Raw genomic sequence first — 14268 nt, 5'->3', positions numbered from 1 at the left:
CGAAGGACAGGAATGATTGTCTTGCAGTTAACAACAACGCCGTCTCGATCCCGTCATGCGCCATGACAAAGCGTCAAGCCGACGCCAGAGGCACGCGGGCACACTCGCACACGGCGTGCAAGCATGAAAAAAGGGCATCACGCGACGACGCGTGATGCCCTGTGTGCAAGTGGGGAAAAGGGGGCAAGGCCCCGAATTGAATGCCTCTCTTGTTGCCTCTTATGCGAGCAGCATCGCATTCGGCGCAGCGTGGCGCTGATCCACCTTGAACACGCTGACCACCTGCACCAGGTTGCGCGCCTGGTCCTGCAGCGATTCCGCCGCCGCCGCGGCTTCCTCCACCAGCGACGCGTTCTGCTGCGTCACCGTGTCCATCTGGCTGATCGCCTGGTTGACCTGCTCGATGCCCGCGCTCTGCTCCTCGCTCGCCGCGAGGATCTCCGCCATGATGTCGGTCACCCGCTTGACGCTGGTCACGATCTCTTCCATCGTCGTGCCCGCCTCACCCACCAGCCGGCTGCCGGCGTCGACCTTGTCCACCGAGTCGTCGATCAGCGACTTGATCTCCTTGGCCGCCGAGGCCGAACGCTGCGCGAGGTTGCGCACTTCGGAAGCCACCACCGCGAAGCCGCGGCCCTGTTCGCCGGCGCGCGCCGCTTCCACCGCCGCGTTCAAGGCGAGGATGTTGGTCTGGAACGCGATGCCGTCAATCACGCTGATGATGTCCACGATCTTCTTCGACGAGGCATTGATCGAGTCCATCGTTTCGACCACCTGCGACACCACGTCGCCGCCCTTGACCGCCACGCCCGAAGCGGTGGCGGCGAGCTGGTTGGCCTGGCGTGCATTGTCGGCGTTCTGCCTGACGGTCGAGGTCAGTTCTTCCATCGACGACGCCGTTTCCTCCAGCGAGCTGGCCTGCTGCTCGGTGCGCGAGGACAGGTCGAGGTTGCCCGAGGCGATCTGGCTCGATGCCGTGGAAATCGTCTCGGTGCCGCTGCGCACTTCGGCGACGGTGCGCTGCAGGCTGGCGTTCATTTCCTTCAGGGATTGCAGCAGCTGTCCGGTTTCATCCTTCGAACGCACGTCGATGCGGCTGGTCAGGTCGCCCGAGGCGACCGTGCGGGCGATCTCGACTGCATGCCTCAGGGGGCCGGTGATGCTGGCAGCCAAGCGCCACGCCAGTGCCGCCCCCAAGGCGACGGCGACCAGGCCCAGTGCGATCATCAGCATGCGGCCGGAGGCGTAGATCGCGTTGACGCTGTTGACCGATTGCTTGAAGGCCTCGCCTTGCAGGTCGAGCACGGCTTGTATCGAGTCGTTATAGACATTCATGGCAGGCTGCATCTTGCTGTCGATGAGCTGCTTGGCTAGCTCCACCTGGCCCTCGGCGCGCAACTTGAATATGTGTGCGCGCACGTCGATGTACTCGACACGACGCTGGACGACGGTGGCGAACAGCTTCCTTTCTTCTTCGCTCGTGAGCAGCGCCTCCACCTTCTTCTGGATTTCAGTGATTTTCGCACTCTGGGTTTTCATTTCGCCTTCCCAGAATTGCTGATTGCCGAGATCGTTGCTCCTGGCCCGCGCCAGCGAACGCACGGCATTGGTGACGTTGCCGGCGAGCCACTCCTGCGCGAGCTGCTGCTTGTGCGTGGCTTGTTCCATGCGGCCGGTTGCCCCTGCTATCTCTTGCAGGCGCCAGATACCGACGATGGTCATCAGCACCACCAGAATCAGGATCACGGTAAAGCCGGCACTCAGGCGAGTGCCGATGTTCAGGTTGGTCAGTTTCATCTTGCAGCTCTGCTTTCGTCGAAAGTAATTGTTCGGCATGCCCCGCCCGCATGTTGCCGGAAATGCACACATTCGCCTTGCGTGGTGCACGGGGGCAAGTCGTTAACGACAGGCGACCGGCAGACTGAATAAATGAAATCATTCATAAATGCAAAAGCCCCTCTGTTGCCTGACAGGCAACAGAGGGGCAACAGAGGGGCTTTGCGGAGAGCTTGCCTGTCAGTTCGGCAAGTCTTGCTGGCGCGTGACCACCTCGCCATCCGGCCCGAAGGGGGCATGCAGCCGCACCGGATGCTCGGACCGCTTGCGCAGACGCAGATTGAGCATTTCGACAACCACCGAGAAGGCCATTGCGCTGTAGATGTAGCCCTTCGGAATGTGATGTCCGAAGCCTTCCGCGATCAGCACCACCGCGACCACGACGAGGAAGGACAGCGCCAGAATCTTGATGGTCGGATGCTCCGACACGAAGCGTCCGATCGGTCCGGCGAAGAACATCATCAAGGCCACCGAGGCGATCACCGCCGCGACCATCACCGCGATCTGATCGACCATGCCGACCGCCGTGATGATGGAGTCGAGCGAGAACACGAGGTCGAGCACCATGATCTGCATGATCACGCCGGCGAAGCTCGCCCGCACTGCGCGATCGGTCGTGCCTTCCGCGCCTTCGAAGGATTCATGGATTTCGCCCACGCTCTTCCACAGCAGAAACAAGCCGCCCGCAATCAGCACGAGATCCCTGCCCGAAACCTCGTGGCCCAGGACCGCGAACAGCGGCGCGGTCAGGCCGACGATCCACGCCAGCACCAGCAGCAGGCCGATGCGCATGAACATCGCCATGAACAGGCCGAGCCGGCGCGTGAATTCGCGGCGCTCGGGCGGCAGCTTGTCCACCAGGATGGAGATGAAGATGATGTTGTCGATGCCCAGCACCAGTTCCAGCGCGGTCAGGGTGGCGAATGCCATCCACGCATTCGGATCGGAAAGCAGTTCAAGCATGTCGGTATTCTCTTATCGATGTGGCGCGGCACGTCGCGCGCGCGATGGTTGTACGGGCATCGTTGTGCAATTTCATTCCTTGTATCGAAGAGGGGCGTCATGCGGCAATGCATGACGCCCCTCCTTCATTCGCCCGGCCGGGCCGGGATTGCAGATCAATCAATCATTGTTCGCGAAACCCAGCAAATGCAGCAGGCTCGTGAACAGGTTGAAGATCGACACGAACAGCGAGAGCGTGGCCATCACGTAGTTCGTCTCGCCGCCGCGCACGATGTTGCTGGTTTCGTACAGGATCATGCCCGACATCAGCAGCACGACGATGGCGGACACGGCCAGCGAGAGCGCCGGGATGCTGAAGAAAATCGCGGCCAGTCCCGCAAGGAAGGCCACCAGCATGCCGATGAACAGGAAGCCGCCCATGAACGTCATGTCGCGCTTGCTGACCAGTGCGTACGCCGACAGTCCCATGAAGATCGCCGCCGTGCCGCCCAGCGCCGTCATCACGATTTGCGTGCCGTTGGGCATGCTGAGATAGTGGCTGATGATCGGACCCAGCGTGTAGCCCATGAAGCCGGTGAGCGCGAACACGAAGACCACGCCCAGGCCTCGATCGCGATTCTTGTTCACGAGATAGAGCAGGCCGAAGTAGCCGACCAGCGTGATCAGGATACCCGGATGCGGCAGACGCAGCGCAGCCGATACACCGGCGGCGATGGCGCTGAAGGCAAGCGTGAGCGACAGCAGCATGTAGGTATTGCGCAACACGCGATGCGCCGAGCTGTCGAGGACAGCGCTTGCGGTTTGCCCGCGCATTGCGCTGCTGCCGGTACGAAGGGATTGGTAGCGATTATTCATTCTCATATCCTGTTAAGTGGAAACTGATGCGAACGGTGGAAGCCTGTCTGGATCAGACAGGACGGCTGCGCCGACGCTCCGCGCATGGTGCATGTCTCTGTCCGATATCAAGCTGCGCAGATGTCGATCATTGCATCGGTAACTCCCGAGTTGAAACGGCACCATGTTAAGGCCGCATGCCTTCTTTAAAAAGCGAAGATAATAGGATTGTTACTTCGCAAAAAACGAATATTGTCTTTTGCATAAAGAATGGCGCCCCCGTTTCCGGAACTCCAATAATGAAAACCTCTCATCTTAACTACCGGCATTTGTATTACTTCTGGATCGTCGCCAAGGAAGGCAGCGTCACGCGCGCGGCGGAGCGGCTGGATGTCGCGGTGCAGACCATCAGCGCGCAGCTGGCGCTGCTGGAGCAGTCGATCGGCAAGGCCTTGCTGGCGCCGCAGGGACGGCGGCTGGTGCTGACCGAAGCCGGGCGCGTCGCGCTGTCTTACGCAGACCGGATCTTCCTGCTCGGCGAACAGTTGCAGGATGTGCTGGCCGAAAGCGACATCGGCCGCACCATGCGGCTGACGGTCGGGCTGTCGGATTCCCTGCCGAAGCTCATCGCCTCGCGTCTGCTGGAAGCGGCGTTGCACCTGCCCGAGCGCGTCAAGCTGATCTGCCATGAGGACGATTACGAATCGCTGCTGCGCGATCTCTCGCTGCACAAGCTCGACGTGATCCTGACCGACCGTCCGGTGCCATCGGGTGCGACCTTGCGTGTCTTCAGCCATTTGCTCGGGGAAAGCGACACCGCGCTGTTCGGCGTGCCGGACCTGGCGCGCCGCTACAAGGCCGGCTTTCCGAAGAGCCTGCACGGTGCGCCGCTCTTGCTGCCCACGCGCAACCATGCGATTCGCGGCCGGCTCGACCACTGGTTCGAAGTCATCGAGGTGCGGCCCGATGTGGTGGGGGAATTCGACGACAATGCCTTGCTGAACACCTTCGGCCGCAACGGCCTGGGACTGTTTCCCGCGCCGTTCGCGCTGGCCGGCGATGTGAAGGAGCAATTCGGCGCGGTGCCGGTCGGCGAGATTCATGTGCGCGAACAGTTCTACGCGATTTCCAACGAGCGCAAGATCAAGCATCCGGCGGTGGAGGCGATCCTGTCGGAAGTGCATACGACGGTTTTCGTGAAATAAGAGCGCGGATGCGGCATGTCTTGCCTGTCCGCAAGCATGTTGCCGAGCATCGCAGCGTGGCATTTCTTCCCGGGCGATCTGCACAAAAAGCGCACTCTCGGCATCGCCCGTGGTCGAAGTGGAAGAGCAGCCTTTCGCAAGGAGCGCGCCATGAGCTACAAGACGATACTCGTGCACGTCGACGAATCGACGCACACGCCGGAACAGGTCAGGATTGCCGCCGAGATCGCGATGCGTTGCGACGCGCACCTGATCGGCATGGCCGCGACCGCACTGCCTGGCGCGTTCTATCTGCCAGGGGCGCTCGGCGAAGGCGTGACGCTGACCGCCTATCTCCAATACCTGCGCGAGCGCGCGGACGGTGCCTTGCTGGTGTTCGAGGCGACCGCGCAGAAAATGGGTGTCGCCTCGTACGACATGCGCGTGATCGAGGATGAGGCCGCCGCCGCCATCAGTCTGCACGCGCGCTGCAGCGACCTGGTGGTGGTCGGGCAGAACGATCCGGATGAATCGCTGCCGGCGGTGCGCGGCGATTTTCCGGAATACGTGGTGATGAATTCAGGGAAGCCGGTGCTGATCATTCCGTACGAACGGCAGTTCGAGCACGTCGGCAAGCGCGTGATCATCGCATGGGATGGCGGCATCGAAGCGGCGCGCGCGGTGGCCGGCGCGATTCCCCTGCTCAAGTCAGCGGAGGCGGTGCAGGTCGCCGCGTTCAGCACGCGCTCCGGCGCCGCCACGCACGGCACGCAACCCGGCACCGAACTCGCGCACCATCTCGCACGGCACGGCATCCGCGTCGAGATCGCGCACCAGACCATGACCACCGGCATCGCCAACGGCGAAGCGCTGCTCGCGCACGCAAGCGACTTCAACGCCGACCTCATGGTGATGGGCGGCTACGGGCACTCGCGCTTTCGCGAAGTGCTGCTGGGCGGGGTGACGCAGACCGTGCTCGATTCGATGCGAATTCCGACCTTGATGTCGCATTGAGGGCAGCGCCTGTCCCTTGCGTGAAAGGCGGAATCCGGTGATTGCCGTGCGCGTTTCGCGTCGATCGCAGACATGTGTGCGAATCATCGCCTCGGTCCGAATCATTGATGTGCCCCGCAGGCCGCAAATATCCGGTGCGCGTGGCGCATACATGGACGCCTCCCTTTTGCAAGAACAAATCTTCAAGTGTTTCCTGACGAAGTCGATTGCAGCCATACATTCGGTCTTTGTTGCAGCCGACGTATGGGCTGCTGACGCATGATGAAATTCGCTGGTGGCCGCTCAATCACCCTATCGTGCTTCACGCACGGTGCGCTCGGCGAGCTGTGACCACCCCGGTCTGACCTGTCCTGTCATCACTTGGGATTGCCATGGCAATCGGTTGCACTTCCTCCGTTGTCGTGTTCAGTTCATCTTTCTGCCGTGCCGATTATGCGCAGACGCCGTTGGTCTGCGCATAATCGGCACGGAACACCTCGCCGCTTTGCAGCATGGCCCAGATACGCCGCGCATTCTTCGCCGCCAGCGCGCACACCGCAACGTTGTGGCCACGTCGCGCCGCCAGCTTGACCACCCAATCGTCGGCATACGCCGGCTTGCCCATCCGTGCCTTGAGCACCGCGCGCGCGCCATGCACCAGCAACTTGCGCACATAACCGTTGCCGTGCTTGCTGATCCCCAGCAATATCTGCTTGCCGCCGCTGCTGTGTTCTCTTGGCGTCAATCCCAGCGCGCACGCAAACTTGCGCCCGTCCGCAAACATGTCCGCTCGGCCGAAACTGCCCACCACGGCCGTGGCGGTCATGACTCCGATGCCCGGAATGCTCTCGATCAATTGGCACGCTGCATTGTCCCGATGCACCTGCATGAGCTGCTTGTCTACTTGTGCAATCCGCTCTTCCAGTTGCGTCAGGTGCGCCAGCAAGTCGTCGATCAATCCGCATAGCAGCCCCAGATCGGCCCGTGCCTTGTCCTGCCATGCACTCACTTCGCTGCGCAGGCGGCGCATGCCGGGCGTGAGCGCCTGGCCAAACTCGGCGACCAGGCCCCGCACTTGATTCGCCGTGGCAGTACGCTGCTTCATCCAGCCTTCGCGTACCCGGTGCAAGGCCTGCACCTGCTGGCTATCCCGGCTGCGAATGGCAACCGCCGGCACACAGTCCCGACTAGCGGCTTCGCAGATCGCCGCCGCATCCCGCGCATCGGTCTTGTTGCCCTGTACGTAGGCTTTCACATACTGCGGCGCCATCAGCTTGACGGCATGGCCCAGCGCCTTGATGCGCCGGGCCCACTCGTGGGCGCCACCACACGCTTCCATGCCGACACGGCAGGCCGGCAAGCTCGCAAAAAACTCCAGCACCTCTGCCCGTTTGAACCGCCGCGACAAAACCTTTTTCCCTTGTGCATTGGCACCATGTACCTGGAATACGTTCTTTGCCAAATCCAGGCCAACTACGCTAATCTTGTCCATGACGCTTCCCCTCACTCAGTGGTTGATCACTCTTCCACTTTGGCACATCGCGATGCCGTCGTGGGTGGGAGGCGTCCATTTCATTACCCTACGGCATCGATGCATCCGTCCGGCTTGTCCGCCCCCGCTCGACACCACGCGGCGCGTTGACCGCCGCCACATAGAATCCGAACGACACTAGCGCGATCGCCAGCAGCGCGCCGAGCAGGAGATGCGGCGAGGGACTGAGCTCGACGATCGCCGCGACTGCGAGCGGGCCGGCGGCCTTCGCGATCATCCCGGGACCGGCCATCGCACCGGAAATCGCACCATAGTTTTCCCGACCGAACATGGCTTGCGGCACCGTGCCGCGCACGATGGTCAGGATGCCGTTGCTCAGGCCGTACAGCACACAAAAGGCCGCGACCGCCCACTGATGCGCGCCGAGGAACAGCAGGGCGAGCAGCGCCGCCGGCAGCGCGGCGAAGGTGAGCTTGCCCACCGTCTGCGGCGGCGTGTGACGCGCGAAGCGCATCTCGCCGATGCGGCCCAGCACCTGCATCGGCCCGATCAATGCGGCGAGCAACACCACCGTCGCGACCGGATGGCCGAACTGCTGCAGCATCGGGATCAGCTGCATCGACAGCGCGGAAAAAATGAACATGTTGGCGGCGAAGGCGAAGGCGAGCTTCCAGAACGCGGGGTCGCGCAGCGCTTCGCGCAGGCTGTAGTTTCTCGCGGTGTCGGCATGCGCGGGGGCCGCAACGGACGCGCGCCTGCGGCCGCCGGCCAGCAGCGCATGCAGCGGCGCGCACAGCAGCAGGTGCACTACGCCGTACAGCATCCATGTTTCGCGCCAGCCGATCATGGTCTTGAGCTGCAGGGTCAGCGGCCAGAACACGGTGCTGGCGAAGCCGCCGAACAGCGTCAGCGTGGAAATGCCCTGGCGCGCATTGTGCGGGAACTCGCGAATGATGGTCGCGAACGCGGCTTCGTACAGGCACAGCGCCATGCCGAGTCCGACCAGGGTCCATGCGGCGAAGTAGAGCGCAACACCGTGCGTCATGCCGAGCAGGATCAGGCCCGCGCCGGACAGCAGCGACCCCGCGCTCATCACCCAGCGTCCGCCGAAGCGGTCGATCAGCATGCCGGCCGGCGTGGAAGCAAGCCCGGCGATCAGCAGGCTCCATGAGAATGCGCCGAACACCACTTCGGCGCGCCAGCCGAGTTCGCGCTGGATGTCCGGCGCGAGGATGGCAATGGCGTAATACAGCGAGCCCCACGCCACGATCATCGTGAAGGAAAGGATGCCGAGGGTTTTCCACTGGGACTGCGGATTGGGCATGATGGCGGACGGAAAAGGGGTTCACCGTATTATCGATGAAGTGCCGCACGCGCACGGCACACCGCCAGCGCATGATGCGCGAATAAACTGCTTGACCCTCACGCAGCGTGAGACTTCAAAATGCCGTCAGAAAGAGGGGAATCCATCATGCTGCTGAAAATCGGCGAACTTGCGAAACGCACCGGGCTGACCGTCCGCGCACTGCATCACTATGACGCCATCGGCTTGCTGAAGCCTTCTGCACGCTCCGATGCCGGCTACCGACTGTACAACCGCCACGACATCGAGCGCCTGCATCGCATTCAGGCGCTGCGGCGGCTCGACCTGTCGCTCGGCGAGATCGGCTCGCTGCTGGAGCGCAACGGTGCCGATCTGCAAACGGTCATCGCACAGCAGATCGCGGCGCTCGACCGGCAGGCCGCCCGCGCTCTCGAATTGCGTGACCGGCTCAAGGATCTGTTGCAACACCTGAACGACAAGGTGGAACCCGATCTCCCGACGTGGCTTGCCACACTGGAATTGATGGCCGTCCACGACCGCTACTTCACCACGGAGGAATTGAAAACGCTGCGCACGCAGAAGGAACGGTTCCGCGACGATGCCGCATCGCGCTGGCCTGCACTCGTCAACGCCATTCGCGCATCGATGGAACGCGGCATCCCGCCGGAGAGCGAATCGGCTCAGGCCTTGTCGCGGCAGTGGATGCTGCTCGCAAAGGACAAGATGGACGGCGATCCGCGTCTCATGCTGAAGGTCCATTCGATGCACCGGAACGAGCCTGCCGTGCAGGCCAGAAGCGGCGTCGATGGCGCGCTGCTCGACTACATGGCGCGCGCCTTCTCCGTATTCCGCCTGAGCATTTATGCCAAATACCTGAGCCCCGCCGAGATCGACGCGGTGCGTGGAAAGACCGGCAGGAATATCCCGCAATGGCTGGAACTGATTGCACAGGTGAGACAGCAGATGGAGCAGCATGCCGATCCGTGCAGTCCCGAGGTGCAATCCCTGTGTGCGCGGTGGGCAGAGTTGTTCCGTGCCGAATGGGGCGACGATCCGGCGTTGCACCAGAAGGTGATTGCCGCCGACCGTCAGGAGCCCGATCTGCTCCTGGGCACCGGACTCGACCAGGCCATGATCGCATTTCTTGCCCACGGCATCGCGCATTTCATGCGACAGCGTCCATCCACATAACTCGGTAAAACCATGCCTGAAAAAGAATCCACCGCGCTGCGCGGACAACTGCTCAAAGACCGCAATTTCTTCTGGCTGCTGGCCGGCGCACTGATCTCCATGCTGGGCGATCAGTTCACGCTGATCGCCTTGCCGTGGCTGGTGCTGAAGATGACCGGGGACACGCTGGCGCTGGGCACCGTGCTCGCCTTGGTCGCTGTGCCGCGCGCATTGTTCATCCTGATCGGCGGCGCGGTGGTCGACCGCTATTCGCCCAAGCGCGTGATGATGCTGACGAAATACATCAACACCCTGCTGCTCGGTGTGTTGGCTGCACTGGTGCTCACCGGCGCGGCGACGCTGTGGATGGTGTATGCGCTGGCGCTGTGCATCGGCCTGTCTACCGCCTTCAGCATTCCGTCGGGCACAGCCATCATGCAGCATGTGGTGCCGCGCGAACACTTGCAGGCGGCCAACAGCATGATGATGGGCTTGCGCCAGCTGTCGATGTTTGCCGGGCCGCTGCTGGCCGGCGTGCTGATCGCACTGTCCGGCAATGAGGCATCGGGCGCGGTGACCGATGCCAAGGGGCTGGGACTGGCATTCCTGTTCGATGCGTTCAGCTTCGCGCTGTCGGCCTGGACGCTCGCAAAGGTCGGTCTGCGGACAGGCACGGCGACCCAACCGGCCGGCGCGCAATCGACCATGCATGCCGTCGCGGAGGGACTGCGTCATTGCTGGAACGACCGCAGCCTGCGCACCTGTTTCCTGTACTGGGCGGCGGTCGCGTTCTTCGTCAGCGGCCCGATCCAGGTCGCGATGCCGGTGCTGGCCGACGGCTTGCCGCAAGGCGCGGCAGCGTTCGGTGCGCTGGCGGGCGCGTATGGCGCGGGCACACTGGTCGGCATGATCGTGTCCGGCATCAAGCCGAAGCTGCGCGTCGGCAACCTGGGCATGACAATGCTGCTGATCGACGCGGTAATCGGCGCGCTGTTCATCCCGGTGGGCCTGATCAGTGCCGCCTGGCAGGGTGTGGTGCTGCTGCTCGCGATCGGCGTGCTGGGTGGATTCCTGCAAGTCACCGTCTACACCTGGCTGCAAGGCCGCGTGCCGCCAGCCATGCTGGGCCGCACCATGAGCGTGTTCATGTTCATCTTCATGGGCATCGCACCGATGGCCGCGGCAGCCACGGGCTGGGTCATGCGCGTGGCGACGCCGGCGCAGCTTTTCATCGGCAGCGGCGCGCTGCTGCTCGGCATCGTCGCGACCACCTTCGCGACGTCGGGCATGCGTTTCGTCGCGGATGCGGGAGCCATGCCGCAGACGCGACCTTGACGACCGGATGCTACGGGCCTCTCCCGCAATCAGGGGAGGGAGGAAGCAGATCAAACGGCGCGGCGGAGCAATCCGGCCGCGCCATTTGATTTTCAGTCACTTTTCATGCAAAACCGATAGACACTACCGTGTGAGGTTTCTATACTGCAACGTTCGCGGTATATCTGTCCGGTCGTGCGGCCCTTGCGCCGCCGGACGAGGCAGGACCACGATCCTTCCGGCAAAGGCGCATTCAACATCCATCCGGCAACGCAACCATGGGAGAACCACATATGACTTTCGTCGAATCGATCAAGACCTGCTTTTCCAAGTACGCCACCTTCAGTGGCCGCGCTTCGCTGTCCGAATTCTGGTGGTTCTTCCTGTTTCTGGTGATCGGCTCGATCGTCACCTCCGTTATCCACGAAAAGTTGTCGTGGGTGTTTACCCTCGCGACGCTGTTGCCGAGCTTTGCCGTCGGCGCACGGCGGCTGCACGACACCGATCGCAGCGGCTGGCTGCAACTGATCGGCATCATCCCGCTGATCGGTTTCCTGATCCTGTTGTACTTCTATGCGCAAGCGAGCAAAAGCCCTAACCGCTTCGATGCGGTCACGGTCCCGTAGGCATGCGGCGGCTTCATCCCTGTTTTCGCGCGCGGGGAAGGGATGAAGCCTGCAAATCGGCACGCAGCCGTTTTCGCTTCGATACCACGCAACAACTCCTCCGCCCCTGACATCGTGCTTCACCGCATCCGCACATCACTTCGTGAACCCATTGCCTCCCTGCGCCAGTTGCTGCGCCGCGCATGGTCGCTGCAGCACCGGGAGCGGCTGCGGCTGCGGCGCGAGATATCGCAGATGCGCGGCCTGACGCAGTTGCTGATGAAGCAGCGCAACGGCTATCGCTGGAGCGACGCCGACCGCCGGCAGATTCGCGCGCAGCTGCGCCAGCTCGCGGCATTGAGCCCTTACCTCGTGCTGTTCGTGTCGCCCGGCGGATTCTTCCTGCTGCCGGTGCTCGCATGGTGGCTCGACCGGCGCAGACGCAAGCGCGACGGGGAGACGGTGGAACCGGGCGTGGAGTGAATCGGGTAGGGCGGTAGAGCTTGTGCGATTGGTAGGGCGCCTCTGGCGTACCAAATTCTCGCCGGCGTCAGCGCCAGCTCAAAACTCTTCCCACTCTCCGCCGCCCATTGCCTTTGCACTTGTTGCGTTTGCCGATGGCAGGGCTGTGGTGCGAGTGTGCTTGATGACGGGTTTGGCGACAGGCGCTGCGGCCGGTTTCGTCGCTACCCGCTTGACCGGCGCAACCGCCTGCATGCCGTTCAGCCGGAACACGCTGACCGCCTGCGCGAGCGCCCTCGATTGCTCCTGCATCGAGTCGGCGGCGGCTGCCGCTTCTTCCACCAGCGAGGCGTTCTGCTGCGTGACCTGATCCATCTGGACCACGGCCTGGTTGATCTGCTCGATGCCGGCCTGCTGCTCGTCGCTGGCGGCGGCGATCTCGCTGATGATGTCGGTCACGCGCCGGACGCTGTCGACGATCTCCTGCATCGTCGCGCCGGCCTGATCGACCAGCCTGGTACCGGCATCGACCTTGTCCACCGAGTCGTCGATCAGTGACTTGATCTCCTTCGCCGCCGAGGCCGAGCGCTGCGCCAGGCTGCGCACTTCCGATGCCACCACCGCGAAGCCGCGTCCCTGCTCGCCGGCGCGCGCCGCCTCCACCGCCGCGTTCAAGGCGAGAATGTTGGTCTGGAACGCGATGCCGTCAATCACGCTGATGATGTCGACGATCTTCTTCGACGATTCGTTGATCGAGCCCATTGTATCGACCACCTGCGATACCACCGCACCGCCCTTGCTGGCGACTTCGGAAGCGGAGGCGGCGAGTCCGTTCGCCTGCCGCGCGTTCTCCGTGTTCTGCTTCACGGTCGAGGTGAGTTCCTCCATCGACGATGCGGTTTCTTCCAGCGAGCCGGCCTGCTCTTCGGTGCGCGATGACAGGTCGAGGTTGCCGGAGGCGATTTGCGCCGATGCGGTGGCGATGGTGTCGGTGCCGCTGCGCACTTCGCCGACGATGCGCACCAGGCTTTCATTCATCTCCTTCAAGGCGCGCAGCAAGAGACCGGTCTCGTCCTTCGAGCGGACCTCGATGCGACTGGTCAGATCGCCTGCGGCAACCGTTTGCGCGATCCGCACCGCCTCGTTCAGCGGCTGCGTGATGGCGCGCGATACCAGCCACGCGCACAGCACGCCGACAAGAACGGCAATCACGCCGAGCGCGATGACGATGGCGCGGGTCGAGCGGAAGGTCTGCTCGCTCTGCGTTCCGGCTGCTTCCACGACTTGTTGCTGCAACTCGTTCAGCTCGCGCAGATTTTCGGCGAAGGTTTGCAGCGCGGGATAGACCTCCGTGAATGCCTGCCTGGTCGCATCCTCGCGCTTGCCTTCGCCGAGCAGGGTCAGGGTTTTGCCGTAGGCGGCGACATACTTCGCGCTGCTTTCCTTCGCCTTGGTCAGCACGGCCCTGTTTTCCGCGCGCGTCAGCATCGGGTCGAGCTTGTCGAGCGCATTGTTGAAGGCGGCGGCGTTTGCGGCCAGACGCTCACGCGCCCTGGCTGACTCCTTGTCATCCGTTTCCGCAGTCAGCTGCAGCACGCGCGTGATGCTGCCGCGCGCATTGTCGAGTGCCTGCATCGCGAGCTTCGACTTGCTCCATTCCGTCTTGACGATGCGCTCCGTCCCCGCATTCAGGTCGGCCAGGCTGATCGTCGCCAGGATCGTGGTGCCGATCAGGAACAGTAAAACGAAACCGAAGGCCAATCCCAGTTTCGCTCCGATTTTCATATCCGTGAATTTCATGTCGTCTCCTGCGCACACCCTTGTGGAATGGCAATTGGTTATGCCGCCTTTCGCTGACAATCATTCATTGAACAAATGATGACCGGGCGCCTGATGCGGGTATGAACGATTACGACGGGGGCGCACATCGACTTGAGGCGTTGAAACCAATATGAACGATTCCATTCATGGACGTGACTTTTCGTCACGCATATTCTCGCAACCGCCGGTTGCGAGAATGGATGCACTCATGCATGCCCCGCACGTTTCGGAATTTGTTGCGGTAAAGTCCATCCAAGCAAACCACGCCCT

At 62.7% G+C, this 14268-nt stretch carries 12 protein-coding genes; 6 read left to right on the top strand and 6 right to left on the bottom strand.

Annotated elements, in window-relative coordinates; all coding sequences use genetic code 11:
• Positions 1-219 precede the first annotated feature (219 nt).
• The 3 genes from D3870_RS18225 to D3870_RS18215 all read right to left on the bottom strand — a co-directional run bounded on the left by D3870_RS18225 (position 220) and on the right by D3870_RS18215 (position 3654).
• Positions 220-1797 carry a methyl-accepting chemotaxis protein gene (locus D3870_RS18225; protein ID WP_119742337.1) on the bottom strand — a complete coding sequence of 526 codons (1578 nt, stop codon included), beginning with the start codon at positions 1795-1797 and terminating at the stop codon, positions 220-222.
• A gap of 219 nt (positions 1798-2016) precedes the next feature.
• Positions 2017-2799, bottom strand: coding sequence for a TerC family protein (locus D3870_RS18220; protein ID WP_119741363.1), 783 nt, complete (start codon positions 2797-2799; stop codon positions 2017-2019).
• Positions 2800-2958: 159 nt separating this feature from the next.
• Positions 2959-3654 (bottom strand): Bax inhibitor-1/YccA family protein, encoded by a 696-nt coding sequence (locus D3870_RS18215; RefSeq protein WP_199710704.1) that lies wholly within the window; start codon positions 3652-3654, stop codon positions 2959-2961.
• 278 nt (positions 3655-3932) lie between these two features.
• Here D3870_RS18215 and nhaR point away from each other — a divergent pair, with 278 nt between their 5' ends.
• The gene (nhaR, locus tag D3870_RS18210) at positions 3933-4838 is read left to right on the top strand and encodes a transcriptional activator NhaR (RefSeq protein ID WP_119741359.1); all 906 of its coding nucleotides are present in this window, start codon (positions 3933-3935) and stop codon (positions 4836-4838) included.
• A gap of 150 nt (positions 4839-4988) precedes the next feature.
• Entirely contained in the window at positions 4989-5831 is an 843-nt protein-coding gene (locus tag D3870_RS18205) for a universal stress protein (RefSeq protein WP_119742335.1), read from the top strand.
• Positions 5832-6261: 430 nt separating this feature from the next.
• Here D3870_RS18205 and D3870_RS18200 read toward each other — a convergent pair whose 3' ends face one another.
• Positions 6262-7302, bottom strand: a complete 1041-nt coding sequence (locus D3870_RS18200) for an IS110 family RNA-guided transposase (RefSeq protein WP_119740988.1) — start codon at positions 7300-7302, stop codon at positions 6262-6264.
• 88 nt (positions 7303-7390) lie between these two features.
• Positions 7391-8626 (bottom strand): MFS transporter, encoded by a 1236-nt coding sequence (locus D3870_RS18195; protein ID WP_119741357.1) that lies wholly within the window; start codon positions 8624-8626, stop codon positions 7391-7393.
• 147 nt (positions 8627-8773) lie between these two features.
• On the opposite strand from D3870_RS18195, the gene D3870_RS18190 reads away from it, so the two are divergent.
• The 4 genes from D3870_RS18190 to D3870_RS18175 all read left to right on the top strand — a co-directional run bounded on the left by D3870_RS18190 (position 8774) and on the right by D3870_RS18175 (position 12198).
• Complete coding sequence (locus D3870_RS18190; RefSeq protein ID WP_119741355.1) at positions 8774-9817, top strand: MerR family transcriptional regulator; 1044 nt, start codon at positions 8774-8776, stop codon at positions 9815-9817.
• 12 nt (positions 9818-9829) lie between these two features.
• Complete coding sequence (locus D3870_RS18185; protein WP_119741353.1) at positions 9830-11131, top strand: MFS transporter; 1302 nt, start codon at positions 9830-9832, stop codon at positions 11129-11131.
• A gap of 272 nt (positions 11132-11403) precedes the next feature.
• Positions 11404-11736, top strand: coding sequence for a DUF805 domain-containing protein (locus D3870_RS18180; protein ID WP_119741351.1), 333 nt, complete (start codon positions 11404-11406; stop codon positions 11734-11736).
• Between the two features lie 42 nt (positions 11737-11778).
• Entirely contained in the window at positions 11779-12198 is a 420-nt protein-coding gene (locus D3870_RS18175) for a hypothetical protein (RefSeq protein WP_199710702.1), read from the top strand.
• Between the two features lie 78 nt (positions 12199-12276).
• Here the strand turns inward: D3870_RS18175 and D3870_RS18170 are convergent, their stop codons facing one another.
• A complete protein-coding gene (locus tag D3870_RS18170; RefSeq protein ID WP_119741349.1) occupies positions 12277-13977 on the bottom strand; it encodes a methyl-accepting chemotaxis protein in 1701 nt (566 codons plus the stop codon).
• Positions 13978-14268 lie beyond the last annotated feature (291 nt).

The sequence above is a fragment of the Noviherbaspirillum cavernae genome, assembly GCF_003590875.1.
Lineage (GTDB): Bacteria > Pseudomonadota > Gammaproteobacteria > Burkholderiales > Burkholderiaceae_D > Noviherbaspirillum > Noviherbaspirillum cavernae.
The sequence above is the reverse complement of the archived record's forward strand: the minus strand, read 5'-3'. Positions and strand labels throughout refer to the sequence as shown.